A 26,338-nucleotide genomic window follows, 5' to 3' on the forward strand; every position below is an offset into this window, starting at 1 on the left:
TGCGTCGAGCGCACGGGCTGCACCCGAAGCGCACACCTTCACCGTAGTCCGGTCGAACCACCTGTTCCTGCCGGACCACCTGGGTGGAAGGCGGTCCGTACCGCGCGGGCCGCGACGAATCCGGCGGGCGCGCACGCGAGAGCGATCCCGGCGCCCGCCCAGCCGAGTGGCTCGGTCTCCAGGACCGAGTTCAGGAAGGGCACGTACAGCGCTGCCGCCGCCAGAAGGGCAGAAGCGAGGACGGACAGCGGGAGGAAGGGGTTCTCCTTGGTGAGAAGTCGAGTGCGCAGTCCCAGGGCGACGCCGAGTTGCGCGGCGAGCAGGGCGAGGAAGAGCACGCTTTGCCAGGGCAGGTCCAGTGCCTGCGCGGCGAGGCCCGCGCCGAGGGAGGCCGCCGTGACGACGGCCGCGAGAAGAAGCAGCCTCTGCCAGGAGCCACCGCCGAGAATGTGTTGGTCGGGTGGGCGCGGCGGGCGGTGCATGGCTCCCGGGGATGCGGGTTCGGCGCCCATGGCGACGCCCGTGAGGCCGTGTGTCAGGAGGTTGATCCACAGGATCTGGCCGGCGCGAAGGGGCAGCGGCAGCCCGAGCAGCGGTCCGATGAGCATCACGAGGATCTCTGCCGCGCCGCCGGCCATCCCGTAGACGAGGAACCGGCGGATGTTGTCGTAGACACGCCTTCCCTCCTCGACGGCCGCCACGACCGTCGAGAGCTCGTCGTCGGTGAGGACGAGGTCGGCGGCCTGCCGTGCGACCTCCGTGCCGCGTGCGCCCATGGCGACGCCGATGTCGGCCCGGTGCAGGGCAGGGCCGTCGTTGACGCCGTCGCCGGTCATGGCGGTCACCGCTCCCCCGGCTCGCCACGCCTCAACGATGTCCAGCTTCTGCTGGGGGTCCGTTCGGGCGAAGACCCGCACCGAAGTGAGGTCGGCCACGCGACCCGCGGTCACGTCGGCCCCGGTGGCGACGCGGCCTTCCGTATCGCCGCCGTCGCCCAGGAGAGCGACGTGGGACGCCACCGCCCGAGCGGTCGCCGGATGGTCCCCGGTGATGAGGACGGGCGTGATCCCGGCCGCACGACAGGAGGCGAGGGTCGCGGCGGCGTGCGGTTTCGGCGGGTCGCTGAGCGCGACGAGGCCGAGGAGCGTGAGCCCCGACTCCGCCTCGGTGACCGGTGTCGGGAGGTCGTTCCGCACTCCCGACGCGACTGCGAGCACGCGGTATCCACGGGTGGCCAGGCGTGCGGCCTCCTGGTGTGCAGCCGCGAGCACCTCGGGAGGATCTTGCAGGACTGCGGGGTCGAGGACGGCTTCGGGGGCGCCTTTCAGGCAGACGAGCACCCGGTCTTCCCCGGCCTTGTGGAGGGTGGTCATGCGTCTGCGGAGGCTGTCGAACGGCGCTTCCCCGATCCGGGGGCTGGTCACCGACAGTTCCGTCGGCTCCGGGCAGCCCGTCTTGGCAGCGGCCGCCAGCAGGGCAGCCTCCATGGGGTCGCCCAGGGCTGTCCAACGGCCGTCGGACGCTCCGTCGTCCGGTGGGCGCAGTGTGGCGTCGTTGCACAGAGCGGTCACGGTCAGCAGCTCCGTCAGCGGTTCGAGCTCGTGTGCCTCCGCCGGTCTCCCGGCGACAAGGACCTGGCCCTCTGGTTCGTAGCCCACCCCCGAGAGCTCGGCGGTCACGCACGGTGTCCAGAGGTGCTGCACGACCATGCGGCCCTCCGTCAGGGTGCCGGTCTTGTCGGTGGCGAGGACGGACACCGAGCCGAGCGTCTCGACCGCGGGCAGCCGCCGCACCAGGGCGTGCCGGGCGGCCATGCGCCGGGCTCCGAGTGCCAGGGCCAGGGTGACGACGGCCGGAAGGGATTCGGGGACGGCCGCCACGGCCAGGCTGATGGCGGTCACCGCCATAGTCCCCAGCGGGAGCCCCCGCACCAGGCCCAGGGCGAAGACCAGGACGCACAGGGCGAGCGTCACAGCCGCGAGGACGCGCCCGAGGGCGGAGAGCCGGCGCTGTAGGGGGGTCGGCTCGCGGCGTTCGTCGAGGAGAGCCGCGATACGGCCGAGCGCACTGGACGCCCCGGTCGCCGAGACCACGGCCACGCCTCGGCCGCGGACGACGACCGTGCCCGCGCTCAGGGTCGCACCCGGGTCCTTGTCCACCGACACGGACTCCCCCGTGAGCATGGACTCGTCCACCAGGACGGCGGAGGCCTCGGCGAGCTCGGCGTCGGCGGCGACGATGTCGCCCTCACCGACCAGGAGGACGTCACCGGGGACGATCGACGCCGCCGGGAGGTCGCGGACCGTGCCGTCGCGCCGCACGCGCGCGTGCGGGGCGGTGAGGGCCGAGAGTGCGGCGACGGCGTTGTCGGCCCTGATCTCCTGTGCCACACCGACGGTGGTGTTCACGAGGACGACCATCCCGATGACGATCGCGTCGGGATAGTCAGCTATCGCGAGGGTCAGTACGACGGCCCCGAGGAGCACCATGATCAGCGGGTCGGTCAGTTGGGCCAGGATCCTGCTGTGGACCCGCACGGGCTTTCGCGCGGTGACCGCGTTGGGGCCCGTGCCGGCCAGCCGACGGGCGGCCTCGGCCTCGCTGAGTCCCGTGGTGTCCCGCACCGGGGCGAGGGCCCGGTCCGCCTCCGACGCGGTCATGGCCCGCTCACCTCACAGGGACGGTGATCACCGGGCAGTGGGCGCGGTGGAGCAGCCCGTGGACGACGGAGCCGACGCGCATCCCGCTGTACCCGCCCCGGCCCCTGCGGCCGACGACGACGGCCAGTGCGTGTTCGGCGGCGTCCGCGAGGTTCTCGACGGGCGAGCCGATCAGCACCTCGTGTGTGAGCCGGACGTCAGGGTACTTCTCCGCCCAGCCCGCGGTGGTCTCCGAGAGCAGGCGGCGTTCGGCATGGAACAGCGTGTCACCGCTGTGCAGGGTGAAGACGGGGGGCTGCCAGACGGCGATGGCCCGCAGGGCGCAGCGCCGGAGGTCTGCTTCCTCGAAGGCCCAGGCCAGGGCGGCGCGAGAAAACTCGCTGCCGTCGACGCCGACGACGAGATAGGGCGTCTCCTGGGTGAGGTGTTCCGCGTCGCCGACGACGACGACCGGGCAGCGTGCCTTCGCCGTGACCGGGACGACCAGGGAACCGGCGCTCAGGAACTCCTCGGTACGGCTGAGGTGCCGGGAGCCCAGCACGATGATGTCGGCCTCGTCCGACACAGCGGCCAGGGCTGCCGCCGGGAGCCCGTCAAGAAGAGAGGAGGTGGCCGTGACGCCCGGCTGCCGGGCGTGCGCCCAGGTGAGTGCCGTACGCAGAGCTTCTGAGCCGGCCTGCCGCTGTGCCACGTGGCGAGGGGTGTCGTCGACATGCCGGGTGTCGTGCGTCGGGGGTACGGCGACCATCAGACGCAGTCCCGCTCCTCGCAGATGAGCCTCGTCCGCGGCCCAGGCGAGGGCCAGGTGCCAGTTCCTGACCGGGTCGATTCCGACGACGATGTCACGGCGGTCCGCGGTGCGTGTCATGAGGTGCTCCCGTGTCCGGGCCCTTGCCGGGGGATGAGCTCCACAGGGCAGTGGGCGTGCTGCAGCAGGCTGAGCGTGGTCCGGCCGATGGTGGGTCCGAGGTATCCGGGCGAGCGCCGGCCACCGACGACCAGAAGGTCTGCGTGGTGCGACGCGTCCACGAGTGCCCCCGGCACGCTGCGGCTCTTCTGGCCTTCGGCGTGCACGGTGAGTCCCGGGAACTCCCCTCGGACTCGGTCCGCGAGCGAGGACGGTACGCGTACGTGATCGCGGGCGATCTCGTCGTCACCGTTGTGCAGCGCGGTCTGTGAGCGAGCGGACAGCCCGACACTCCAGATGTGCAGGAGCCGCAGGGGTACCTTTCGCAGCAAGGCCTCGCGTGCCCCCGCGCGGGCACATCCCACGTCGGCCTCGTCCCGCACCGCCGCAAGAACCACGCGGGCCTCGACGGGCTCCGCGGTACCACGCACCACGACCACGGGCGTGGTGGCGCCGGCAGTGACCTCCAGACCGACCGATCCGAGCAACAGCGAGGTGAACCCGCCGAGGCCCCGGTGTCCGACGACGATCGTGCCCGTCCGGGCGGCGGCCCGACGCAGACCGTCGGGGGCCTCACCGTCGGTGAGTTCCGTGACGACCGTCAGCTCGCTGTGGCGTGCCGTGATCGCCTCGGCGGTCCGGTCGAGCAGCTCCCTTCCCCCCTGCCGACTCCTGACGATCTCCGCCTGGGACAGAAACGGGGCCTGTCCGTCCGTCTCAACCGCATGGACGAGGAAGAGAGTGCTGCCCCGCAACTCCGCCTCCGCTGCCGCCCACATCACCGCCGTGCGTGCGGACGGTGATCCGTCGACGCCGACGACTACCCTGCCGAGGCCGGGACGGGCTGTGGTTCCGTCCATCGCTCCTCCTCGCGCGGTCCAGGGGCTCCTTTCACCCTGGCAGGTGGTCCCGAGCGGCTGGAGGGCCGCTGGGGCCAATGACGGGACCGAAGGTCCCAGCCGGGCGGGGCGTCGCGTGGACCGGCACCGACGAGCCCGTTCGGGCCTGAGGGTGGACCATTCGGCCCTCGCCGACCACGGGCGTGCGGCGGAGGGTGGTGACACGGGACAGCACACCGGCCGAACCCTCGGACAGGAGGCGCGGTGATGAAGCACATGAAGGTCGGCGGTCTGATGACCGACGACGTGGTCTCCACCGTTCCTGCCGCGTCGTTCCGGGACGTGGCGAAGTCGCTCGCCGAACACGACATCAGCGGAGTGCCCGTCGTGGACGAGGACGACCGTGTCATCGGTGTCGTCTCCGAGAGTGACCTCCTGGCCCGCGACGAGCTGACCGCGCGGGACCTCATGACCACACCGGCCATCACCGTCCACGCCGAGGAGACGGTGGCGGACGCGGCACGGCTGATGGTGCGTCGCGGAGTCGAGCGCCTTCCCGTGGTCGACGAGGAGGAACGACTGGTCGGCATCGTGACGCGCCGCGATCTGCTGTGCGTCTATCTCCGCCCGGACGCGGAGATACGGCAGCGCATCCGCGAGGACGTCCTCACTGATGCCATGGACCTGCCCGGGGACGCAGTGGACGTGCACGTCCTGGACGGTGTGGTGACGCTGGGGGGCCGCGTCCGGCGGCGGAGTCAGGCCCAGATGCTCGTCGGACTCGCCGAGGAGGTCGATGGCGTCGTCGCCGTCGTGGACCGCCTGTCCTTCCACGAGGACGACGCACGTCTCGCGTCCTCCACCCGGTCTCCGCACGACATCTCTTGGTGACTCACCGCAGACAGGACGAACCGTGTCCATCACCGCTTTGACCCGACCGCTCGTGACGTCGCTGATCGAGGACGCCGTCACAGCACCCTCCATGCACAACGCACAGCCCTGGAAGTTCGTGTGCAGGACGAGCACGGACGTCATCGAACTGCACGGCGATCCGCTGCGCGGCATGCCGGCGGAGGACCCGGACCACCGTGCCCTCCACCTCGGCTGCGGCGCCGCCCTGTTCGGTCTGCGCATCGGCGCCGCGCACAGAGGCCGGCACGCCGCTGTCCGGCTGCTGCCACGCCCAGAAGACCGCTGGCACTTCGCCGATGTGGAACTCCACGGACCCGACGACATCGACCGCGATCTCCTCGCACTCCACACCGCCCTGCCGCGGCGCCACACCAGCCGCTTCCCCTTCACCGAGGAGCGGATCCCCTCCGAGGTGATCGACGGTCTGCGGGCCGCGGCCCTCCTGGAGGGCTGCCAACTGGTCGTGCCGGGCGACTGGCACACCGACTCCGTCCTCGAGATCGTCCACGACTCCGAAAGGTTCGAGGCCGCGGACGCGGCGGTTCGCGCGGAGATCGCCGCCTGGACGCGCACGGGTGCGCCCGGCGAGGGCTCCGAGACCGAGGGCATCCCTTCGTACGCCTTCGGCCCGCGGCAGTACGACGTCACCTCTCCGGTCCGGGACTTCGACTCACCCCGGCGCGTCGCGGAACGCACTTCGGCACGCTTCGAGAAGCGGCCGCAGATCGCCCTCCTCGGCACGGTCGACGACAATCCGCGACACTGGCTGATGGCCGGTCAGGCGCTGCACCGGGTCCTGCTCCGGGCCACCCTCGACGGTCTGTCCACCTCCCTCATGTCACAGCCCCTGGAGTGGTCCGAACTACGCTCCGCCATACGCGATCCGGCTTCGACGACGGCCTTCGTCCACATGGTGCTCCGCCTGGGCTACGGCCCCCAGGGGCGGGCCACACCACGCCGACCCGTCTCCGAAGTGCTCACCTTCGACTGAAGCCCCGAAGTGCTCACCTTCCACTGAAGCGCCTGTCACAGACGGAACCAGCGCTCCTGTCCGGGTGCGACGGTCACCCGCCGCCCGCCGGGGAGCGTGACGGCGAGCGGGCCCTCGGGCGAAGCGGGAACGCTGACTGCCAGCCGTCCGGGGAGCATCCGCAGGCGTACCCCTCGATGAGGACCGCAGCACAGGGTGAAGGTGAACCGGGGGATCTCCGCGAGCGTCACCGGAGCCACGCGAAGCCCTTCCGGCCCCGTTTCCAGGCCGGTGATCCCTCTTTCGACGAAATCGATCGTGCCGGCCATCGCGCCGAGATGAATGCCCTCGCCGGTCGTTCCGCCCTGGACGTCGGCCACATCCGCGAGCAGGGCCTCCTCGCAGTACTGCCAGGCGTCGGCTCCCTTCTGCCGGGCAAGCACCCATCCGTGGACGAGGCTGCTGAGCGTCGAGCCGTGGCTGGTACGGCGCAGGTAGTACGCGACGGTCGCACGCCACATCTCGTCGTCCAGGGCGTAGCCGAGCCGGCCGAACAGGCCGTACAGCTCCTCGGGCCGGAAGAGGTAGCCGAGCATGAGGGTGTCGGCCTGCTTCGACGCCTGGTAGCGGTTGACCGTGTCGCCCTCGGCCTCCAGGATCCGGTCGAGCCTGCGGATGTCTCCGTAACGGGCCCTGTACGCCTCCCAGTCGAGCTCCTCCAGGTCTCCGTACCCCTCGAACTGGCTCACCACGCCCTGGTGGAACGGGATGTGAAGGCGGCGGGAGACGTCCTCCCATCGGGCGAGTTCACCGTCGTCCAGCGACAGCTGCTGAGAGAGTTCCGAGCGCCGGCCCGCAGGCAGTTCGCCGAGCAGGTCGAGACCGCGGGCGAGAACCCAGGCGGTGGTTGCGTTGGTGTAGGCGTTGTCGTCGATGCCCGGGTCCGTGGCATCGGGATAGGCGTCGTGGTACTCGTCCGGTCCCACGACCCCCCGGATGCGGTAGCGGCCGAGCTCGCTGTCGAAGGTGGCGGCCCCGGCCCAGTAACCGGCGATCTCAAGCAGGATCTCCGCACCGGCCGAGTGGAGGAATCCTCTGTCGCCGGTGGCCTGCGCGTACTTCCAGACGTTGTACGCGACGGCGGACCCCACATGGCGCTGGAGGTGGGAATGGTCGGGCAGCCAGCGTCCGGAGCGCGGGTTGAGGTGCAGGGCCTGGGTCTCCTCGCGGCCGGAACTCGCGCTCTGCCAGGGATACATGGCCCCTGACCGGCCGGCGAGGCGAGCGGCCTCTCGGGCGGCAGGCAGCCGTCTGTGCCGGTACATGAGCAGTGCCCGGGCCACCTCGGGGAAGTGGAGGTTCAGGTAGGGGAGGACGAAGAGCTCGTCCCAGAAGACATGTCCTCGGTACGCCTCACCGTGCAGGCCCCGCGCGGGCACGCCCACGTCGAGCTCCGCCGTGTGCGGGGACAGCGTCTGCAGCAGGTGGAACACGTGCAGGCGCAGGATGCGGCCCGCCTCACCGGGCACATGCAGCTCCCCCTCCTCCCAGACCCGCCGCCATGCCGCCTTGTGGGCGGAGAGCAGCCGGGAGAAGGCGGGAGTTCGAGCGATCACGTCAGTGGCCGCTGTGAGCGGGTCGGCGGAGGGCCAGTCCATCGATGTGTGCAGCGCCAGGGTCTTCACGACCATCGCCGAGCGGCGGGGTGCGACCGGCAGGCGGTACGTCTGTTCGGTGCCGGTCGAGGTGGCGACCTTCCGGGCGGACCGCGCGGGGCGGGTGACCGTGCGTACGGCCATGGCGATCCGGAGGCCCGGGTCGACCGTACGGCAAGAGATCCAGGCGACGCCGTCGGCCTTGAATCCGGTCCGGTGGTCGGTGAGATGGCGCCCGTCGAGATGCCGGTAGCGCTCGACTCCGGCGTTGGTGACGGCGCCGTCGAGCAGGGACCGCACTTCGACGGCGCCGCTCCATCCGTAGGTGCGGAAGAGGGTGCACTGGGCCGCCAGTCCGGGTTCTCCCATGTGTACGAGGCGGATGTGGCTGACGCGCAGGCCCCGCCCGCGAGCGTCCCTGAAGAACATGCGTCGTGTGAGGACCCCCGCACACAGGTCGAGGTGTACGGCGTAATGGCACAGTTCGCCGGCGTCGGGAGTGAGCCACTCGCCCGGCGGCCCGTCGTCCGGGAGGCAGCGGTAGCGGAGCAACGTCCAGTTCGGAAGGTTGACGAGGTCCTCGTTCTCGACCCGCTCGCCCGCGACGACCGAGGTGCGCCGGTCGTAGCAGCCGGCCAGATAGGTGCCCGGGTAGTGCGGGGTCCCGGCGGGGCACTCAGGGGCGGAGCCCCTCGTGGCGAACCGGCCGTTGCCGAGGGTGCAAAGGGCTTCGACCAGTGGCTCGCGTTCCGGGTCGTAGCGGTCGTACTGCCACGTCCAGCCTGTGGTCATCCGCGTTCACCCCACACGCTCCGGACCAGCGTGGTCAGATCGGGAACGACGAGGTCGGCGCCCTTCTCCCGCAGGAGGGCAGTGGTGCTCCGCTGCGAGGTGCGGTCGATTCCGACGACGAGGCCGAAGCCACCGCGGCGTCCTGCCTCGACTCCGGCGAGTGCGTCCTCGATGACTGCGCTCTCTTGCGGGCGACTGCCCAGGAGGGCGGCGGCCCGCAGGAACAGTGCGGGATCCGGCTTGCCGGCGAGGCCGAGCCCGGCGGCGTCCGCGCCGTCCACGATCACCGCGAGGAGACCGGCGAGCCCGGCGGCACGGATCAGTGTCCGGGCGTGCCGCGAGGCGGAGACGGCTGCACATGGCACGCCCGCCGTGCGCAAAGCCGTCAGGGCGGGCCTCACGTCGGCGAAGGCCGTGACGCCTTGTGTACGCAGCAGATCGAGGAACGCCCGTTCCTTGTGTGCCGCGACGGCCCAGACCGTGCCGTGGCCGGGGGCGTCGTGGGGCTCTCCCGATGGGAGGTGAAGGCCGCGGGCGGTGAGGAAGGCCTCGGCGCCGTCGTACCGGGACCTTCCGTCGACGAGCCGACGGTATTCGGCGTCCGCATCGAAGGGAGGCTGTGTTCCGTTGTCGGGCGCCAGCCGGTCGAGGCAGGCGTCGAAAGCGCTCTTCCACGCCGCCGCGTGCACGACGGCGGAGTCGAGCAGAACACCGTCGGTGTCGAGAACGACACTCTCCGGCGGCCGAGAGCCCGAGCCTCGGCCGTTCATCAGGCCGCCGACGTGTCGGGGAGGCTCACGGCTGTGTGCTGCGGGCCTCCCAGCGCGACCTTGATGGCGCCGGTCTCGGCCGCGCGGCCGAAGACGTCGTACGCCTCCTCCATCTCTCCCAGTTCGAACCGGTGGGTGAGCAGTGCTGCCGACGGCAGCCGCCCCGCGGCCATCATGCGCAGCAGCATGGGTGTGGACGAGGTGTCCACGAGACCGGTGGTGATCGTGACGTCCTTGATCCACAGGTCTTCGAGGTGAAGCGTCGCGGACTCGCCGTGGACTCCGATGTTGGCGACCGTGCCGCCTGGTCGGACCATGCGCGTGCACATCTCGAACGCCTCCGGAACACCGACGGCCTCCATGACGACGTCGGCGCCGAGTCCGTCGGTCAGATCCGCGACGAGCTGCTCGGGGCCTTCCCCGGCGTTCACGGTGGCGTCCGCGCCGAGGGAACGGGCAGCGCTCAGCCGGGACTCGGCGAGGTCGACGGCGACGATACGGCCGGGGCTGTAGAGGCCCGCCGTGATGACGGCGGCGAGGCCGATGGGGCCCGCGCCGACCACGACCACCGTGTCGGCGGGGTGCACCGCCCCGTTCAGGACCCCGACCTCGTAGGCGGTGGGGAAGATGTCGGCGAGCAGAACGGCGTCGGCGCTGTCGATCGCGTCCGGAAGCGGGTGGACCGACAGGTCGGCGAAGGGCACCCGGACGTACTCGGCCTGGGTGCCGTCGACGGTGTGGCCGAGGATCCAGCCGCCTCCGCCCCGGCACTGTCCGTAGCGGCTCTCACGGCAGAAGCGGCACCTTCCGCAGGCCGTGATGCAGGAGACCAGGACGCGGTCGCCCGCCCGTACCGTGCGGACGTCGCCCCCGGTCTCGACCACCGTGCCGACCGCCTCGTGTCCGAGGACCCGGCCGGGCGTCACCTCGGGGAGGTCGCCCTTCAGGATGTGCAGGTCCGTGCCGCAGATGGTGACGGCGTCGACCCGCACGATCGCGTCGGCGGGATCCTCGACGACCGGGTCCGGTACGTCGTTCCAGGCGATCTGTCCGGTGCCCTGGAAGACGAGTGCCTTCATGGCGCCCACCCACTTCCCGTCGCGATTCGCCGCGGTCCTCGTCCACCAGGCTCCGTCCGGCATTCGGGAGACGCATGGGCCGGTCGGCCCCCCGTTGTGCCCGTACGGACTCTCGGGGCGGGCCGGGTCAGGATGCGAGGGTGGAGACCGGTACACGTTCCGAAGGAGGAACGGCCATGTCCGAGGCATCCCCGAATCCCGCTCCCACGCCCCCGCGGCCGGCCCTGCTCAGTTTCCTGGGTGGCGTGGGGACAGTCACCGGCAGCAAGTTCCTGGTCGAGAGCGACCATGCGCGGATCCTCCTCGACTGCGGTCTCTTCCAGGGTTTCGCGAAGCTGCGGCACCGCAACTGGGAGCGCTTCGCCCGCGACGCCGCGGACGTGGACGCCGTGGTCGTCACCCATGCCCACCTGGACCACTGCGGCTATCTGCCCCGCCTGGTGCGGCAGGGCTTCCGGGGACCGATCCTGACCAGCGCCCACACCGCCCGGCACGCCAACGCACACGGCTGGTCCAAGCACCGCCCGGCCAAGCCGCTCTACGACGACTCGGACGTCGAGAAGACCCTGGCGTTCTTCGACCCCGTGGCCGTCGGCGAGGACGTGGAGATCATGGCCGGCACCCGGCTCACTCTCCATCACGGCGGACACATCCTCGGCTCTGCATGGGCCCACCTCACCCTGGAGGACGGCCACACCCTGGCCACCTCCGGGGACCTGGGCCGCCCGGGGCACCCGCTGCTGCGGCCGCCGGAGCCGTTCTCGGGCGCCGACGTACTCCTCATGGAGTCCACCTACGGCGACCGGCACCACGACCAGGAGTCCGCCAGGTCGGAGTTCGCCTCCGTCATCGCACGTGCCCTCGCGCGGAACGGCACCGTCGTCATCCCGGCCTTCGCGATCGACCGGACCGAGATCGTCCTGCACGAACTGGGCCGCCTGCGCGACACGGGCGTCCTGCCTCGTTCGGTCCCCGTGTACGTGGACAGCCCCATGGCCCTTGCCGCGCTGGACGTCTACCAGGACGCCGTACGCGAGCACTCCGCCGAGCTGCGGCCCGAGATCCTCGCACGGGGCGAGGGCGCGCTGAGCCCGGAACCGTTCCTCGCGGCACGCACGGTGCAGGAGTCCATCGACATCAACAGCACGCACGGGCCCGCCGTGATCGTCTCCTCGGCCGGCATGGCCACCGGCGGCCGGGTCCTGCACCACCTCCACCGTCTTCTCCCGGACCCGCGCAACGCCGTGGTCGTGGTCGGCTTCGCCGCTGCGGGGACCCGGGCCCGGGACCTCGTGGACGGGGTCCGGACGCTGAAGATGTTCGGCGAGTACGTGCCCGTACGGGCCGAGATCGCCGACGTACCCCACTTCTCGGCCCATGCCGACGCGGGGCAGATCATCGACTGGCTCCGTGGCGCTCCTCCCCCGCACACCACCTACCTGGTCCACGGCGAGCCGGCGGCGTCCGATTCGCTGCGCGACCGCATCGATCGCGAACTGGGCTGGACGGCCGTCGTGCCCCGCTCCGGTGAGGCCGTCCTGGTCCGCTGACACGGGCCTTCGGCCCCGGTGAGGAGAGAGAGCCATGTCGTCCCAGCCGTTCACCGTCGCCGACGTGATGACCAAGAAGGTCGTCGCCGTCCGGCCCGGCGCGGAGTTCAAGGAGATCGTCACCGCCATGGAGCGGTGGAACGTGACGGCCGTACCGGTCGTCGAGGGCGAGGGCCGCGTCGTCGGGGTGGTCTCCGAGGCCGATCTGCTTCTCAAGGAGGAGTTCCACGACCACCGCCTCGGTCTCGTCGAACAGATGCGACGGCTCGGCGCCACGGCCAAGGCCGGTTCCCGCCGGGCCGAGGACCTGATGACCTCGCCCGCCGTGACCGTCGCTCCCGAGGCGTCCCTGCCCCGGGCCGCCCGCCTCATGGCCTCCCACCACGTCAAGCGGCTGCCGGTCGTCGGGACGAGCGGAACGATCCAGGGGATCGTGAGCCGGTCCGACCTCCTCAAGGTCTTCCTCCGCCCGGACGCGGATCTCGCCGCCGACGTGCGCCGCGACGTCGTCGAGCGCGTTTTCCCCCTCTCTCAGCGCCGGGTCGACGTCCGCGTCGACGCGGGAGTCGTGACGCTGTCCGGCCAGGTCCACGACAGCGCGCTCATCCCGCTTGCCGCCCGCCTGGCCCGCGCCGTCGAAGGCGTGGTGGACGTACGGTGCGAGCTCACCGCCGGCGGCGGGACGTAGCCTTCCGGCCGTTGCGGTGCAGATCATGGATCCGCCGCGCATGCTCGAAGCATGTCCCAGGTGACCAGCACCGACCTGTACGAGGTCACGATGGCGCTCTCGTACCTGCGGGAGGACATGCGGGCACCGGCCACCTTCAGCCTCTTCGTCCGCGACCTCCCCCCGGAACGCGGGTTCCTCGTCGCGGCGGGGCTCGAGCCGGCCCTCGACTACCTGGCCCACTTCCTGGTGGGCCGCTCCGACGTCCTGGAGTTCGCCGAGGCGCTGCGTCGGCCGATCGAGGACGTGGAACCGCTGCGTGGCCTGTCGTTCGACGGCGAGGTCCGCGCCGTGCCCGAAGGACGGCTCGTCCTCGCAGGTGAGCCGCTGCTGGAAGTCACCGCGCCCCTGCCGCAGGCCCAGCTCGTGGAGACGTACCTGCTGTCCCTCGTCTGCCACCAGACGGCGGTCGCCTCCAAGGCGGCGCGGTGTGTGCTCGCCGCCGCGGGCCGGCCCCTGGTGGACTTCTCCCTGCGCCGGAACCACGGACCAGAGGCCGGCATGCAGGCCGCGCGCCTCTGCGCCCTGGTCGGCTTCGCAGGCACCAGCAACGTCGCCGCCGCCACCCGGTACGGCATTCCCGCATCCGGCACCATGGCCCACTCCTACATCGAGACCTTCGCCTCGGAGGAGGACGCCTTCCGTGCCTTCGCCCGAACCCATCCGGGCCCCGTGACCTTCCTGGTCGACACGTACGACAGCGATCGCGGGGTCGCGACGGCCGCGCGCGTCCTCAGTGACTTGCGGCTCGGCCCGGGGTGCGGAATCCGCCTCGACAGCGGCGATCTCGGCGCGCTCGCCCAGCGCGCCCGTGCCGCACTCGACGCGGCGGGGCTGAGAGACGTGCAGATCATCGCGAGCGGCGGCCTCGACGAGTACGCCGTCGCCACGCTCGTACGGGACGGGGCACCCATCGACGTCTTCGCCGTGGGGACGAAAGTCGGCACGGCCGCCGACGCCCCGTATCTGGACGCGGCGTACAAGCTGGTCGAGTACGACGGCCGGCCCGTCATGAAGCTCTCGTCGGCGAAGGTGACGTCCCCCGCCCCGAAGCAGGTGTTCCGCGACCCCGGCCTCCGCGACGTCATCAGCCTGGCGAACGAGGAGCCACCCGAGGGCACGGAGCCCCTGCTGCGGACCGTGATGCGCGGCGGCCTCCGCACGGAACCACCCGACACCCTGGCAGCCGCCCACGACCGCTTCGAGGCCGACATCGCCGCACTGCCGGAGGTCGCGCGCCGCATCGAGGCCCCTGCGCCACCGGTGCCGGTCGCGTCGACCCGGCTGTCGGCTCTGACGACCGTCGTGCGACACCGGATCGAAGCACGGACACAAGCCGGGCAGTAGCACCGCACGCATCCGGCGAAGGGTGCGCCCGAAGGGGCGAGCGGGCGCCGCCAGGGGGCTGAGATCGAAGCGGGAGGGCGGGACCCCGTCGCTGCTCGTGGGAAGAGTGCCGGGATGACCTGGCTTGCGACGCCCGCGGGCGCTGTCCTGGTGCTGTTCATCCTCCGGGACGTGTTCCATACCCTTTGGCACCCGACCCGCCACGGAGGTCTGAGCAGGCTCGTGATGGTGTCGTTGTGGTGGCTGTCCCCCCGCCTCGGCAAGCGTCGGCGGTCGGCCGGGATCGCAGGCCCTCTCGGCATGGTGGCGGTCGTCGCCGTATGGGCGCTGACCGTGGCCGTGGGATGGGGGCTCATCTACTGGCCCCATATGCCGGAGGAGTTCTCGTACGCGGCGGGGCTCGTCCCGTCCGAACACGCGGGCCCGCTGGACGCCCTCTACATCTCGCTCGTCACCCTGGCCACGCTCGGCCTCGGCGACATCGCGCCGGCCTCCGGATGGCTGCGCGTACTCGCCCCCATGGAGGCCCTCGTGGGCTTCGTCCTGCTGTCGGCGACCGTCGCCTGGATCCTCGGCATCTACCCGGCGCTGGCCCGCCGCAGAGCACTGGCGCTGCGGCTTTCGCACGTGCGCCGCAGCCGGGCCACCGCTCAGGCCCTCGACTCCGACGGCGGCGCCGCTCTCCTGGACGGTCTCGCCTCGGCCCTCTCGACCGTCACGGTCGACTTCCTGCAGTACGCCGAGTCGTACTACTTCCACGACGGGGACGAGAACACGTCCCTGCCCCGGCAGCTCCGCTACGCCCTGGGCCTCGCGGACCAGGCCGACGCCGCGCATCACCCGGACGTCAGGCTCTCCGCTTCGGTACTGCGCGGCGCACTGGAAGACCTGGCAGTCGTGCTCGACGAGAGGTTCCTGCGCACGGGCGAGGGACCCGATCGGGTGTTCGCGGCCTACGCCGACGACCACGGGCAACCCCAGGGGCCGGACGGCCCTCCCCAGGACGGCGCCGGCGGGCGATCCTGAACGTGGGGGGCCGCCGGTGGAACGCACGAGAAGGTGACGAGCGATGAGGCACCGCAGCGTCGCGGATCTGATGACACCCACGGCGGTCAGCGTCGTGCCGGACACGACGTTCAAGGAGATCGCACGACTCCTGGACGAGTTCGACATCACCGCGGTGTGCGTGGTGGACGAGTCGAACCGCCCGTTGGGCGTGGTCTCGGAAGCGGACCTGGTACGCCGTCGTGCCGCCGGGGCCGGGCTCGACACCGCGGGCGCCCTCATGTCGAGTCCCGCCGTCGTCGCCCGCCCCGAGTGGAGCGTCGTGCGCGCCGCACGAGTGATGGAACGGGCGAGGGTCAAGCGCCTGCCCGTCGTCGACGAGGACGAACGCCTCCTGGGTGTGCTCAGCCGGAGCGACCTCGTCCAGCTCTTCCTGCGCCGGGACCGGGCGATCCAGGAGGAGATCGTCGAAGACGTGGCCACCCACACCCTGAGGTTGAGCCCGTCGGCCCTCTCGGTGGAGGTCGTGGACGGCCTGGTCACCCTCAGCGGTACGGTCCGCCGCCGCAGCCTCGTTCCGGTGCTCCTCAGACTCTGCAACAGCGTCGACGGTGTCGTGGGGGTCGTCGACCGGCTCGGGTACGAAGACGACGACCTGTAGAGGAAGTGACCATCATGGAAACGCGACGCGGCTCCTACCCCGCGGTGACGGTGACGGCCGAGCTCGACAAGCCACTGTCGCGCTGGCTGTGGCTGGTCAAGTGGATCCTGACGATCCCGCACTGGATCGTGCTGATCTTCCTCTGGATCGCCTTCTTCGTGGTGACGGTCATCGCGTTCTTCGCCATCCTCTTCACCGAGCGCTTCCCACGGGGTCTGTTCGACTTCAACCTGGGCGTGCTCCGCTGGTCCTGGCGCGTCTCGTACTACTCGTACGGTGCACTCGGCACCGACCGCTACCCGCCCTTCAGTCTGGGCCCCGAACCCGACTACCCGGCCCGGCTCGACATCGCCTACCCGGAGCGGCTCTCCCGCTCGCTGGTCCTGGTCAAGTGGTGGCTGCTCGCCATCCCCCAGTACCTCGTGATCGCCTTCTTCACCAGCGGCATGCACGCAGGATGGTGGAGCAGCGGACTGATCACCCTGCTCACGCTCATCGCGGGCTTCGCCGTGACCTTCACCGAGAAATACCCCCGTGATCTGTTCGCCCTGATCGTCGGCCTCAACCGCTGGGTCCTGCGCGTCGCCGCCTACGCGAGCCTCATGACGGACGCGTACCCGCCCTTCCGCCTCGACCAGGGCGGTCACGAACCGGAGACGGCCGACGCCCGCTGACCGCGCCGCCCGGCGCGCCGCAGTTCGTCCGTGCCCCACACCAGCACCGGGAACGTCGCGACGAGCAGGACGACGTCCAGGGGAAGGGCGGCCGTGCCGAAGAGATGCTGGAGCGGGGGCGCGTAGACGAGGGCGGCCGTGAACGCGAGTTCGAAGGCGATGCCGGCGAGCAGCAGGGGATTCGAGAACACTCCGATGTCGCGCAGCGCCGCGTGGTCGGTGCGGGCCGCGAACGCCGTGCCGACCTGGCAGGTGACGATGCCGGCGAAGGTGGCCGTGGTGGCCGTCACGTAGGCGTGATGCAAGGGGCTGCCGGTACCTGTGGGGTCTCCCGGCTGCCAGCCCGCGCGCCACAGCACGTAGAAGTAGCCCGCCATGACGAGGACCGCCGACGTGAGCCCCAGGTATCCCCAGCTCCGTATGAGCATGTCGCGGGAGATCACGCCCTGGTGCCGCGGCCGCGGGGGCCGCTGCATGACGCCGGGCTCAGAACGTTCCCTGCCGAGAGCGAGGGCGGGCAGGGTCTCGGTGCCGAGGTCGATGGCGAGGATCTGCAGCACGGTCAGGGGGAGCGGTACCGCGCCGGCGGAGAGCGCGAAGACGAGGAAGGGAACGATCTCCGGAGTCGCGTGGGCGAAGATGTAGACGATGAACTTGCGTACGTTGTCGTAGACGCGGCGCCCGGCTTCGACCGCGGTCACGATGGTGGCGAAGTCGTCGTCGGTGAGCACCATCGCGGCGGCCTCCCGGGCCACGTCGGTGCCGGAGCGCCCCATGGCCACCCCTATGTGGGCGCGGTGCAGCGCGGGGGCGTCGTTGACGCCGTCACCCGTCATGGCGACGATCCGGCCGTGCTCCCGCAGCGTGTCGGCCACCTTGAGCTTCGTCTCGGGCGAGGAGCGGGCGAAGACGATCTCGGCGTCGCCTTCCACGAGGAGCCGGTCCAGCTGGTCGTCGCCCAGCGACTCCGACGCCGCGACCACGTGCAGTCGGGGCAACCCGATCCCGACCTCCCGCGCGACGGCCGCGGCGGTGGCGCCGTTGTCGCCCGTGACGACGTGCACCCGGATCCCGGCCTCGTGGCAGCGGCGCACGGCGTCCGCCACCTCGGGGCGTGGCGGGTCGTACAGCCCGACGAGCCCGAGCAGGGTCAACCCCGACTCCGCGTCCTGGCGGCGTGACGGCAGCTCCGATCCGCTCGGCACGTCGCGTACGGCGACGGCCAGGACGCGCATGCCGTCCCGGGCCAGCTCCTCGGCCGCGGCGCGGGCCGACTCCGCCGCGGTTCCGGGCAGGAGGCGGTCCAGCACCGCCTCGGGCGCTCCCTTGACGACGATCCGCGTGGGGCCCTGCGTCTCCCCTCCCTGCCGCTCCCCGCCCCGTACCTCCCCGCCCTGCACGACCGACATCAGGCGCAGCCGCGGATCGAAGCGGAACAGCGCCCGCCGTCCCGCGTCGCGCCGACCCAGGTCCAGCGGAGCCCCGTGGTCGGCCGCGCCGGTGACAAGGGCGGCCTCGGTGGGGTCGCCGTGCAGTTCGCCGTCGGCTTCTCGCGTGACGGTGGTGCACAGGGCGCCCGCCCTCGCCAACTCCTCCGCCCAGGGGCCCGGCTCCGACCCGTGGCCGACCGTCCACAGCGCCCTGAGACGCATGCTGTTGCGGGTGAGTGTGCCGGTCTTGTCCGTGCAGATGACGCTCGTGGAGCCGAGGGTCTCCACGGCACTGAGCCGTTTGACCAACGCACCCCGGCGGGCCAGGGCGCGGACGCCGACGGCCAGGGCCAGGGTGATGGTCGGAAGGAGTCCCTCGGGGACGTTGGCGACGAGGAGCCCGATGGCGAACGTCAGGGAGTCGGTGACCGGAAGCCCGACCGCCACCCCGAGGACGAGAAAGACGAGGCCCATGCCGGTCGCGACGCCGGCGATGAGCCACGCGACCCGCTTGACCTGCCGTTCCAGAGGGCTCGCCTCGCGCCGCGTCCGCTGGCTGAGTGCGGCGATCCGACCGAGTTCGGTGTGGTTTCCGGTGGCGAACACGATGGCCCGGGCCTGCCCCTCGACGCAGGTCGTCCCGCTGAAGACGAGGTTCGGCTCCTCAAGCAGCGGGGCGCCGAGGACACCGGCCGAGGCGATCCGTTCGGCCGGCACGGACTCGCCCGTGAGCATCGACAGGTCGACCTCGACCCCACCCTCGGTGACGTGTGCGTCAGCGGGTACCTTGTCGCCCTCCTCCAGAAGGATCAGATCGCCCGGTACGAGGTCACGGGCCTCCACGACGTGAGGCTGCCCGTCGCGTACGGCGAGGGCGTGCTCGGGCAGATAACGGGCGAGCGTCTCCACCGCCCGCTCCGCCTGACGTTCCTGGAGCAGGGCGAAAGCCGCGTTGACGGCGATGACCGCGAGGATCGCCCAACCGAGGACCGCCAGGTCCGCGACGAAGGCGAGGGCGGCGGCGGCCCACAGCAACAGGGCCAGGGGGTGGACCAGCTGCCCGACCAGCTCGCGCACGAAGGAGGAGCGCACCCTTCGCCGTACCTCGTTCGGTCCGTGGACGGCGAGGCGCCGGGCCGCCTCGCGGGCTGAGAGACCATCCGGCCCCGTGGCGAGTTCGCGACGCAGCCGGGGCAGCGGTTCACTGGGGTCGAAGGGCAGCGCCTGGGTGGAGGAAGCGGTCCGCTCAGGGCCGGCGCGGCTGCCGACACGGTCAGTCATCGTCGTCCCCCGCACCGCTGCCCCGGCGGAGTCGACCGGACCAGACGGGTTCCACCTGCTCCCACTCGCGTTCCCAGGCCGTGAGCCGGTGACCTTCGGTCCGCCGCCGTACGAGGAGGAGGGCAACGGCGCCTGTCACCCCGGTGACGCCTGCCGCCGCCACACCGCCCGACAACGAGGCAGGGCGCGGTCGGCGGCGCCGCCGGGGGGCCGAGCGGGTGACCCTGCGTCGTCCACCCAGATCGTCACGGCGCGTCCCTCCGGTGTCCGGGACGGGACGTGGATGCTCCCGGACCGGCGGACGTTCTCGGGCTGCTCCCACACGGCCGGCGCGACGGCCTGCGGCTTGGATCCGTACCGGGTGGCGATGGGCGGGTCCTTCGCCGGCCCGGTGGTGGTCGCGGTCACCTGATGCCGGTGCGCGGCGAGTTCACGGTCGGCCTTGGAGCCCGCCGACCACAGGCTCCCGGCGGCCACGGCACCACAGATCACGGCGATCAGCAGCACGAGGACCAGGGCGGCGCGTCCCGAGGGTCTCGTTGGCGGGGTGGCTCCGCTCCCCGACTCCTGGTGGAGCATGCCGCACCTCCCGTTGGGGTGGCCTCGCCGACCTGTCGGAGGCCCCTTCAGTGGGTGGCGTCGAGTTCCGTTCCGATGTGATGGGCCCAGGCCCGGATCCGCTCCGGATTGCGGAAGTCGCCGCCCTTGCCCCGGCGCACCATGGCCCGCGCGACCGGACCCGACGTCTCGGCGGTCACGGCGCCACCGAAGGTCATGTGCTCACGGGCACCGAGTTTCTCCATCCGCCGGGCGACTCCCCGTACGGGCGGGATGTCGTGCTGTTCCGCGGAACTGTCGACGGGACCGCTGCTGAACAGCCAGAGCGGCCGGTGCCTGAGCTGTTCGGCGTTGCGCCGGGCGCACCGTCGCGCCTTGCCGGTCCAGTGCCCGGCGTAGAGGGCTCCGCCGAGGACGACGCCGTCGTATCCGCTGACGTCGGTGACGGTGTCGGCGGGCAGGACGACGGCCTCGAAGCCGTCGTCCCGGAGCGTCCGGCCGATCTCCTCGGCGATTCCGGCGGTCGCGCCGGCTTTGCTGCCGTAGGCGATGAGCACACGTTTGGCGTTCATGATTCCGTGCCCTCGGCCGATCCTCGGACCCGCTTCACCGGAATGGTCCGGACGGACGTCGCGTCCTCCTCGTCGGGCATCGGGATGCGGACCGTGAGGACGCCGTCCGCGTACGACGCCTCGACCTGGTCGGCGGGGATGGGAGCCGGGAGGCGCACGGTCCTGCGGAAGGATCCGTAGCGGAACTCCGAGTGCTCCTTGTCCTCCTTGCTCTCGCTGTGCTCCGCACTCACCGTGAGGAGGTTGTCGTCGACGGTGATGGCGATGTCGTCGTCCGGGTCCATGCCCGGCAGTTCGGCTCGCAGCACGTACACGCCGTCACCGCTGGTCAACTCGACCGGGATGGAGTGGGCGGCCGTCGCGGGTCGCCATCCGGGCAGCCCGGGGAACTCCCGGTTGAACCAGTCGTTGAAGTCGGGGAAGAGGCTGTGCCTGCGTTCCACCTTGCCTCCGGCCATTGTTCTGCTCCTCGTGTACGGGGCCCAGGACGGTCGCCGTGGACCCGAGTGAGTACGGACAGGCGGCGGGTCGGGTTGCGAAGCCCGGTCCGACTCCGTATCCCACACTTCCACCCGCGAAGTCGTGTGGCGCAGTGTCCAAGGGGGCTGAAGGGCAGGGCCGAACGGGCCGCATCAGGAGGGGGCCGCCCGGCCCATGGCGCCACAGCGCCGGTGCGGTCAGCGGCAGACCTCTTCGACGAAATGGCCCACCCGTTCCTCCGGCAGGTGCCGCGCCAGGTCCGCCTCACTGATCATGCCGACCATGCGGTGGTCGTCGATCACGGGCACGCGGCGGACACGGTGGTCCTGCATCGTGCGGAGCACCACCTCGCTGTCGGCGCCCGCGTCCACGGTGACCGGCTTGCCCTGGGCGAGGTCCCCGGCTGTCATGCGGTGAGGGTCCTTGCCCTTGGCAAGGCACTTCACCACGATGTCCCGGTCGGTGATGATGCCGTGCAGCCGGTCGTCCGGCCCACAGATGGGCAGTGCGCCGACATCCAGCTCGCTCATACGGCGTGCGGCATCCATCAGGCTCTCGTTCTCCTGCACACAGCTCGCACCGGCATGCATGATTTCCCGTGCGGTCGTCATGGCAGCGTCCTCCTTATCCGGCCCCCCTGCTCACGATCCAGCCCATCCGCCATGGGTTCAGAGAAAGAGCGCCGACACCCTGACGGTGTGAACCGGGCGCCGGGGACGTCCCATCCTCCCCTCTGCGGGCAGCCGGTCGTTCCTGGTCCGACCGGGTAGCGCGTCTCCCATGGGCGCCCGTCGACCGCGCCGGGCCGGCAGCCCGTTGCCCCCGGCGACGCGATGTCGTGCCTTCCTCGGCATGGTCACTCCTCCGTTCGTCCGGTGCCGTTCTCGAACGTCGTCTCCGCGCGGGCCACGTGCCCCTTGACCGCTGCGAAGCTGTCCGGTGCCACCGAGATCGAGTCGAGGCCCGCCTCGACCAGGATCGCGGTGAACGCCGGATCGTCGCTGGGCCGCTGCCCGCACAACCCGACCGGCCGGCCCGCCGCGTGGGCGCGGACGGCGAGGGTCTGGATGCTCCGGACGACTGCGGGGTCCCGCTCGTCGAAGACGTGAGCGAGAGCCTCTGAGTCTCGGTCGACGCCGAGGGTCAGCTGGGTGAGGTCGTTGCTGCCGATCGAGAATCCGTCGAAGCGTTCCGCGAACTCCCCGGCCAGGATGATGTTGGCCGGTATCTCCGCCATGACGTAGACCTGCAGGCCGTTCTCACCACGCACCAGTCCCTCGCTCGCCATCACCGCCAGTACGCGGTCGGCCTCGCCCAGGGTGCGGCAGAAGGGGATCATGACGACCACGTTGGTCAGCCCCATCCCGTCACGGACCCGGCGCAGTGCGCGGCATTCGAGGACGAAGCCCTCGCGGTAGCCGTCGCTGTAGTACCGGCTCGCGCCACGCCAACCGATCATGGGGTTCGCCTCGTCCGGTTCGAAGGGCCGGCCGCCGAGGAGCTTGGCGTACTCGTTGGTCTTGAAGTCGCTGGTGCGTACGACGACGGGCGCCGGCCAGCGCGAGGCCGCGATCCGGGCGATGCCGTGGGCCAGCAGGTCGACGAAGTAGTCACCCCGATCGAGGTAGCCCTCGGTGAGCCGCTCGACGACATGCCGGTCGTGGGGGTCGAGCCGCTCCGGATGCAGCAGGGCCATGGGGTGGACCTTCACCTGGTGGGCGACGATGAACTCCAGGCGCGCCAGGCCCACTCCGTCCGCGGGAAGCCGCCACCAGCGGAACGCCGCTGAGGGATCTGCCAGGTTCAGCATCACCCGGGTTCGGGTGGCGGGCAGTTCCGCGAGATCGGTCACGGACTCCTCGTACGGGAGCAGCCCTTGGTAGACACGTCCGCTCCCTCCCTCGGCGCAGGAGACCGTGACGGAACGCCCGTCACGCAGGATCCGTGTCCCGTTTCCGGTTCCGACGACGGCGGGGACGCCGAGTTCGCGGCTGACGATGGCGGCGTGCGAGGTGCGTCCCCCGTGGTCGGTGACGATGGCGGAGGCCCTCTTCATGACGGGTTCCCAGTCCGGGTCGGTGACGCCGGTGACGAGGACGCCGCCCTCGGGGAAGCGGTCGAGGTCGACGGGCGCGTCGAGCGCCACGACACGTCCCTCGCCGATGGCCTCGCCGACGGCGATGCCTTCGACGAGCGGTTCGCCGGGAGCATCGGTGAGTCGGCGGCGGGTGAGGGTGGTGGTGCGCCGACGCGACTGGACCGTCTCGGGGCGGGCCTGGACGATCCACAGCTCGCCGGTGAGCCCGTCCTTGGCCCATTCGATGTCCATGGGGCAGCCGTAGTGCTCCTCGACGGCCGCCGCCCAGTCGGCGAGCGTGCGGATCTCCGCGTCGTCGAGGACTCGCTGGTTCCGCTCACCGTCGGGTGTGTCGACCGTGCGGGTCAGCCCGGCATCGGCGTACACGGCCTTCAACCGCTTGGCTCCGATCCGCACGTCGATGACGGGGTCGAGCGCCGGGTCCTTCATGCTCGGTTTGAACACCGTGTACTCGTCCGGGTCGACCTGGCCGCTGACGACGGTCTCCCCCAGCCCCCAGGCGGCGCTCACCACGATCACGTCCGGGAAGCCGCTCTCCGGGTCGAGGGTGAAGACGACTCCGGCGCCGGCGAGATCGGAGCGGACCATGACCTGGACGCCGATGGACAGGGCGACGGCGAGGTGGTCGAAGCCCATCCGTTCGCGGTAGTCGATCGCCCGGTCGGTGAACAGGGAGGCGTAGCAGCGTCTGCACGCCTCAAGGAGCGCGTCGGCGCCGCTGACATTCAGGTACGTCTCCTGCTGCCCGGCGAAACTCGCTTCGGGCAGGTCCTCCGCCGTCGCACTGCTGCGCACCGCCACCTCGGGCGACTCCCGGCCGATCTCCTCGGCCAGCCGCTCGTACGCCGCGAGCACGGCATCCCGCAGAGGTACGGGCAACGGCTCCACGAGGAAGAGGGACCGGATGGCCGCCCCGACCTCGTCGAGTGGGGCGCCCGCGTGCAGTCTGTCGATCTGTGCCTCCACGCGACGGCGGAGGTCTCGGGAACCGAGCAGCTCCTCGTACGCTTCGGCAGTGGTGGCGAATCCCGGAGGGACGCGGATTCCCGCGCCCCCGAGCCGGGTGGTCATCTCGCCCAGTGAGGCGTTCTTGCCACCCGCTCGGCCGACATCGTGCCGCCCGAGTTCCGTGAACGGTACGACGTTTCGTATCGGTCCCATGGTCTCTTCCACGACTCTCGGGCCTCCTCAGTACGGCAGGGGCCTGCCGGACGGCGTGCGCAGGTCGAGGGGAGCGGGCTTGCGGGGATGGCCCGGCCGGGGGCTGATCCGTATGCGCTTCATGGTGCTCACCTCTCCACGGAACCGGCCGATGGACCGGGGGCGTCCTCTCACCTCACCGTCCCGTGTCGAGGTGCTCGCCTCCCAGTGCCGTGCGGGGCAGCGGGCACGGGCCGGTCGGCCACACCGGAACGGGACCGGTCGGCACGTGCCGGGTCGCCTGTCCGGCGCTCGCGTTGCGGGAGGGGGACGGTGACCAGCGGACACGGGGCACGGTGCAGCAGGCCGTGAACCGTCGAGCCCAGCCGCATGCCGGAGTAGCCGCCACGGCCTCGGCGGCCGACCACGAGTGAGAGGGATTCCTGGGACGCCAGGGCAAGTTGCTCGACCGGGTGTCCCCGCAGGACGTCTTGGGTGATGGCGACATCGGGATATCTCTCCGCCCGGCCCGCCACCGATTCGGCGAGCAGCCGACGCCGCTCGGCGAGGCCCTCTCCACCGTCGTCGTGGGCGAGGACGGACCGGGGCCAGACCCAGACGGCCCGCAACCTTGCCGCGCGGAGGCTTGCCTCCTCGACGGCGAAGGCGACCGCGGCCCGTGAGGACTCGCTTCCGTCCACGCCGACGACGACGGTCGGTGGGTGCACGGCGGTGTGTTCAGGTGCGCGGACCACGACGACGGGACAGTCGGCCCGTGCTGTGAGCGGGACGACGACGGAGCTCTCGCTGAACATCTCGGCGGGCCTGCCGAGACGGCGAGAGCCCACGACGACAAGTGCGGCGTGCCGTGCCATGTCGCGCAGCACGGTCGCCGGCGCACCGTTCACGCGGTCCGTCGCGATCCGCAGATCGTCGCGCAGTTCCCGGACGAGGTCCTCCGCGTTGGCGATCGCCGACTCCGCGCGGACGCGCAGGGCGCTCTGGCGGGCGAGCGCGTCGTACCGCAGCCCGCCGTGGGCAGGCGGTACGGCGACGACCAGCCGGAGCACGAGTCCTCTCCGTGCGGCCTCGTCGGCAGCCCAGACGAGAGCGGGGACCGACAGCTCCTGGGGGTCGACACCGAGCAGTATCTCGTTCACGTCTCCTCGACCCTGGTGGCGAAGGCGGGTGGGACGATCTCCACCGGACAGTGGGCGTGGTGGACCAGGACGTGGGCGACTCTCCCCAGGGAGGGGCCCACGCCCAGGGCACGGTGTTGTCTGCCCATCACCAGCAGATCGGTGTGGGCACTCGCCTCCACCAGGGTCCCGGGTGTGCTCGTGCCCGTCTCGACGTGATGGCTGACGATCAGCTGGGGATAGAACTCACGTGCGAGGTCGGCGAGCGACTTGATCTCGTGCACGCGCTGCTGCGCGATCCCGTCGAGGTCGTCCAGCATGGTCGCGACGCTGCCGACGTGGGTGAGCAGGTTCCAGACGCTGACCAGCCGCAACGCCGCCTTGCGGGCGTCGGCCTCGGCGGCCGCGACGAGCAGCCAGCCCAGATCCGAAGCACCGTGCACGGCTGCTGTCACCGAGGCCGACGCGGGACGGTCACCGTCTCCTCGGACCACGATCACGGGAACTTCGGCGCGGGCCGCCACGCCCAGACCGACGGATCCGAGCATGAGTGTGGAGAAGCCGCCGAGTCCCCGGTTGCCCACCACGATCGTGGCCCGGTGGCCGGCGGCCGCCCGGAGACCGGCGACCGGCTCCTGGCGGCTCAGTTCCTTGGTGACGGCGAGGTCCGGAAAGAGGTCACGGACCGCGCTCGCGGTCTCGGTCAGCAGGTCGCGACCCGCTTCGCGTACCGCCTGGATCGTCTCCGCGTTGGAGAAGATCGCCCGGCGGTCGGTGTCGGCGGCGTGGACGAGATGCAGAGGCCGACCCCGTCGGTCCGCCTCCTCGGCGGCCCAGAGCACGGCCGCGCGTCCGGAGGGGGACCCGTCGACTCCCACGACGACGTTGCCGAGCTCCGGTCGGGTGGGGGTCTCGCTGGTCATGGCTCCTCCTCCGGGGAACACCCGAGGCTCGGGAGCGCGTCCCGAGAAGCGACATCTCCCACACTGGCATCGTGGTGGGCCTCCTCGGGATGGGCCGTTCGGCCCCGATCGTGACCTGCCCGGCCCTGCTGCCGGAAAGCGACGGGGCACCAACCTGAAAGGTGAGATG

The 26,338-nt window shown here is 71.3% G+C and carries 22 protein-coding genes; 8 read left to right on the plus strand and 14 right to left on the minus strand.

Annotated elements, in window-relative coordinates:
* Positions 1 to 38: 38 nt before the first annotated feature.
* Genes IE124_RS27400 through IE124_RS27410 form a run of 3 tightly spaced genes read right to left on the minus strand, consistent with a single transcriptional unit; the run spans position 39 to position 4,427 of the window.
* Positions 39 to 2,660: a cation-translocating P-type ATPase gene (locus IE124_RS27400; RefSeq protein ID WP_189511446.1), complete on the minus strand. Its 2,622-nt coding sequence runs from the start codon at positions 2,658 to 2,660 to the stop codon at positions 39 to 41.
* A gap of 7 nt (positions 2,661 to 2,667) precedes the next feature.
* Positions 2,668 to 3,528, minus strand: coding sequence for a universal stress protein (locus tag IE124_RS27405; RefSeq protein WP_189511447.1), 861 nt, complete (start codon positions 3,526 to 3,528; stop codon positions 2,668 to 2,670).
* Positions 3,525 to 4,427 carry a universal stress protein gene (locus IE124_RS27410; RefSeq protein WP_189511449.1) on the minus strand — a complete coding sequence of 301 codons (903 nt, stop codon included), beginning with the start codon at positions 4,425 to 4,427 and terminating at the stop codon, positions 3,525 to 3,527. Before IE124_RS27410 ends, IE124_RS27405 begins: the two co-directional genes overlap by 4 nt.
* A gap of 246 nt (positions 4,428 to 4,673) precedes the next feature.
* Between IE124_RS27410 and IE124_RS27415 the strand changes: the two genes are divergently transcribed.
* Together IE124_RS27415 and IE124_RS27420 are read left to right on the plus strand one after the other, a co-directional pair.
* Positions 4,674 to 5,297: a CBS domain-containing protein gene (locus tag IE124_RS27415; protein WP_189511451.1), complete on the plus strand. Its 624-nt coding sequence runs from the start codon at positions 4,674 to 4,676 to the stop codon at positions 5,295 to 5,297.
* Between the two features lie 22 nt (positions 5,298 to 5,319).
* Positions 5,320 to 6,309, plus strand: coding sequence for an Acg family FMN-binding oxidoreductase (locus IE124_RS27420; RefSeq protein WP_189511453.1), 990 nt, complete (start codon positions 5,320 to 5,322; stop codon positions 6,307 to 6,309).
* Positions 6,310 to 6,344: 35 nt separating this feature from the next.
* Here IE124_RS27420 and IE124_RS27425 read toward each other — a convergent pair whose 3' ends face one another.
* From IE124_RS27425 to IE124_RS27435, 3 genes are read right to left on the minus strand one after another with little or no spacing between them, the layout of a single operon-like run.
* Entirely contained in the window at positions 6,345 to 8,735 is a 2,391-nt protein-coding gene (locus IE124_RS27425) for a glycoside hydrolase family 65 protein (protein ID WP_189511455.1), read from the minus strand.
* Positions 8,732 to 9,505, minus strand: a complete 774-nt coding sequence (locus IE124_RS27430) for an HAD family hydrolase (RefSeq protein WP_189511457.1) — start codon at positions 9,503 to 9,505, stop codon at positions 8,732 to 8,734. The genes IE124_RS27425 and IE124_RS27430 overlap by 4 nt, the downstream gene beginning before the upstream one ends.
* Entirely contained in the window at positions 9,505 to 10,584 is a 1,080-nt protein-coding gene (locus IE124_RS27435) for a zinc-dependent alcohol dehydrogenase family protein (RefSeq protein ID WP_189511459.1), read from the minus strand. Before IE124_RS27435 ends, IE124_RS27430 begins: the two co-directional genes overlap by 1 nt.
* 176 nt (positions 10,585 to 10,760) lie before the next feature.
* On the opposite strand from IE124_RS27435, the gene IE124_RS27440 reads away from it, so the two are divergent.
* From IE124_RS27440 to IE124_RS27465, 6 genes are all read left to right on the plus strand, one after another.
* Positions 10,761 to 12,134, plus strand: a complete 1,374-nt coding sequence (locus IE124_RS27440) for an MBL fold metallo-hydrolase RNA specificity domain-containing protein (protein ID WP_189511461.1) — start codon at positions 10,761 to 10,763, stop codon at positions 12,132 to 12,134.
* Positions 12,135 to 12,168: 34 nt separating this feature from the next.
* On the plus strand, positions 12,169 to 12,822 hold the full coding sequence (locus IE124_RS27445; protein ID WP_189511471.1) for a CBS domain-containing protein: 654 nt from the start codon (positions 12,169 to 12,171) through the stop codon (positions 12,820 to 12,822).
* Between the two features lie 51 nt (positions 12,823 to 12,873).
* Positions 12,874 to 14,208, plus strand: coding sequence for a nicotinate phosphoribosyltransferase (locus IE124_RS27450; RefSeq protein ID WP_189511473.1), 1,335 nt, complete (start codon positions 12,874 to 12,876; stop codon positions 14,206 to 14,208).
* A 171-nt stretch (positions 14,209 to 14,379) separates the two neighbouring features.
* Positions 14,380 to 15,234, plus strand: coding sequence for a potassium channel family protein (locus IE124_RS27455; protein WP_306432432.1), 855 nt, complete (start codon positions 14,380 to 14,382; stop codon positions 15,232 to 15,234).
* Between the two features lie 43 nt (positions 15,235 to 15,277).
* Positions 15,278 to 15,874, plus strand: coding sequence for a CBS domain-containing protein (locus IE124_RS27460; RefSeq protein WP_189511484.1), 597 nt, complete (start codon positions 15,278 to 15,280; stop codon positions 15,872 to 15,874).
* Positions 15,875 to 15,888: 14 nt separating this feature from the next.
* On the plus strand, positions 15,889 to 16,548 hold the full coding sequence (locus IE124_RS27465; RefSeq protein ID WP_189511486.1) for a DUF4389 domain-containing protein: 660 nt from the start codon (positions 15,889 to 15,891) through the stop codon (positions 16,546 to 16,548).
* On the opposite strand, the gene IE124_RS27470 is transcribed toward IE124_RS27465, so the two are convergent.
* From IE124_RS27470 to IE124_RS27505, 8 genes are all read right to left on the minus strand, one after another.
* Positions 16,518 to 19,259 carry a cation-translocating P-type ATPase gene (locus IE124_RS27470; protein WP_189511488.1) on the minus strand — a complete coding sequence of 914 codons (2,742 nt, stop codon included), beginning with the start codon at positions 19,257 to 19,259 and terminating at the stop codon, positions 16,518 to 16,520. The genes IE124_RS27465 and IE124_RS27470 overlap by 31 nt on opposite strands.
* Positions 19,260 to 19,394: 135 nt before the next feature.
* Positions 19,395 to 19,838, minus strand: coding sequence for a hypothetical protein (locus tag IE124_RS27475; RefSeq protein ID WP_189511490.1), 444 nt, complete (start codon positions 19,836 to 19,838; stop codon positions 19,395 to 19,397).
* 47 nt (positions 19,839 to 19,885) lie between these two features.
* Positions 19,886 to 20,389, minus strand: coding sequence for a flavodoxin domain-containing protein (locus tag IE124_RS27480; RefSeq protein WP_189511492.1), 504 nt, complete (start codon positions 20,387 to 20,389; stop codon positions 19,886 to 19,888).
* Positions 20,386 to 20,847 carry an Hsp20/alpha crystallin family protein gene (locus tag IE124_RS27485; RefSeq protein ID WP_189511494.1) on the minus strand — a complete coding sequence of 154 codons (462 nt, stop codon included), beginning with the start codon at positions 20,845 to 20,847 and terminating at the stop codon, positions 20,386 to 20,388. Before IE124_RS27485 ends, IE124_RS27480 begins: the two co-directional genes overlap by 4 nt.
* A 219-nt stretch (positions 20,848 to 21,066) precedes the next feature.
* Positions 21,067 to 21,480 carry a CBS domain-containing protein gene (locus IE124_RS27490; RefSeq protein WP_189511496.1) on the minus strand — a complete coding sequence of 138 codons (414 nt, stop codon included), beginning with the start codon at positions 21,478 to 21,480 and terminating at the stop codon, positions 21,067 to 21,069.
* Between the two features lie 245 nt (positions 21,481 to 21,725).
* Entirely contained in the window at positions 21,726 to 24,128 is a 2,403-nt protein-coding gene (gene ppsA / locus IE124_RS27495; protein ID WP_189511498.1) for a phosphoenolpyruvate synthase, read from the minus strand.
* Between the two features lie 170 nt (positions 24,129 to 24,298).
* The gene (locus IE124_RS27500; RefSeq protein WP_189511500.1) at positions 24,299 to 25,267 is read right to left on the minus strand and encodes a universal stress protein; all 969 of its coding nucleotides are present in this window, start codon (positions 25,265 to 25,267) and stop codon (positions 24,299 to 24,301) included.
* Positions 25,264 to 26,169, minus strand: coding sequence for a universal stress protein (locus IE124_RS27505; protein ID WP_189511502.1), 906 nt, complete (start codon positions 26,167 to 26,169; stop codon positions 25,264 to 25,266). Before IE124_RS27505 ends, IE124_RS27500 begins: the two co-directional genes overlap by 4 nt.
* Positions 26,170 to 26,338 lie beyond the last annotated feature (169 nt).

This window comes from Streptomyces narbonensis, from assembly GCF_014649015.1.
Classification (GTDB): Bacteria; Actinomycetota; Actinomycetes; order Streptomycetales; family Streptomycetaceae; genus Streptomyces; species Streptomyces narbonensis.

What these genes read in the sequence shown, in the direction of transcription:
- IE124_RS27400 (WP_189511446.1), bottom strand. Translation starts at nt 2,660, where the DNA reads ATGACCGCGTCGGAGGCGGACCGGGCCCTCGCCCCGGTGCGGGACACC.
- IE124_RS27405 (WP_189511447.1), bottom strand. Translation starts at nt 3,528, where the DNA reads ATGACACGCACCGCGGACCGCCGTGACATCGTCGTCGGAATCGACCCG.
- IE124_RS27410 (WP_189511449.1), bottom strand. Translation starts at nt 4,427, where the DNA reads ATGGACGGAACCACAGCCCGTCCCGGCCTCGGCAGGGTAGTCGTCGGC.
- IE124_RS27415 (WP_189511451.1), top strand. Translation starts at nt 4,674, where the DNA reads ATGAAGCACATGAAGGTCGGCGGTCTGATGACCGACGACGTGGTCTCC.
- IE124_RS27425 (WP_189511455.1), bottom strand. Translation starts at nt 8,735, where the DNA reads ATGACCACAGGCTGGACGTGGCAGTACGACCGCTACGACCCGGAACGC.
- IE124_RS27430 (WP_189511457.1), bottom strand. Translation starts at nt 9,505, where the DNA reads ATGAACGGCCGAGGCTCGGGCTCTCGGCCGCCGGAGAGTGTCGTTCTC.
- IE124_RS27435 (WP_189511459.1), bottom strand. Translation starts at nt 10,584, where the DNA reads ATGAAGGCACTCGTCTTCCAGGGCACCGGACAGATCGCCTGGAACGAC.
- IE124_RS27440 (WP_189511461.1), top strand. Translation starts at nt 10,761, where the DNA reads ATGTCCGAGGCATCCCCGAATCCCGCTCCCACGCCCCCGCGGCCGGCC.
- IE124_RS27445 (WP_189511471.1), top strand. Translation starts at nt 12,169, where the DNA reads ATGTCGTCCCAGCCGTTCACCGTCGCCGACGTGATGACCAAGAAGGTC.
- IE124_RS27450 (WP_189511473.1), top strand. Translation starts at nt 12,874, where the DNA reads ATGTCCCAGGTGACCAGCACCGACCTGTACGAGGTCACGATGGCGCTC.
- IE124_RS27460 (WP_189511484.1), top strand. Translation starts at nt 15,278, where the DNA reads ATGAGGCACCGCAGCGTCGCGGATCTGATGACACCCACGGCGGTCAGC.
- IE124_RS27465 (WP_189511486.1), top strand. Translation starts at nt 15,889, where the DNA reads ATGGAAACGCGACGCGGCTCCTACCCCGCGGTGACGGTGACGGCCGAG.
- IE124_RS27470 (WP_189511488.1), bottom strand. Translation starts at nt 19,259, where the DNA reads ATGACTGACCGTGTCGGCAGCCGCGCCGGCCCTGAGCGGACCGCTTCC.
- IE124_RS27475 (WP_189511490.1), bottom strand. Translation starts at nt 19,838, where the DNA reads ATGCTCCACCAGGAGTCGGGGAGCGGAGCCACCCCGCCAACGAGACCC.
- IE124_RS27480 (WP_189511492.1), bottom strand. Translation starts at nt 20,389, where the DNA reads ATGAACGCCAAACGTGTGCTCATCGCCTACGGCAGCAAAGCCGGCGCG.
- IE124_RS27485 (WP_189511494.1), bottom strand. Translation starts at nt 20,847, where the DNA reads ATGGCCGGAGGCAAGGTGGAACGCAGGCACAGCCTCTTCCCCGACTTC.
- IE124_RS27490 (WP_189511496.1), bottom strand. Translation starts at nt 21,480, where the DNA reads ATGACGACCGCACGGGAAATCATGCATGCCGGTGCGAGCTGTGTGCAG.
- ppsA (WP_189511498.1), bottom strand. Translation starts at nt 24,128, where the DNA reads ATGGGACCGATACGAAACGTCGTACCGTTCACGGAACTCGGGCGGCAC.
- IE124_RS27505 (WP_189511502.1), bottom strand. Translation starts at nt 26,169, where the DNA reads ATGACCAGCGAGACCCCCACCCGACCGGAGCTCGGCAACGTCGTCGTG.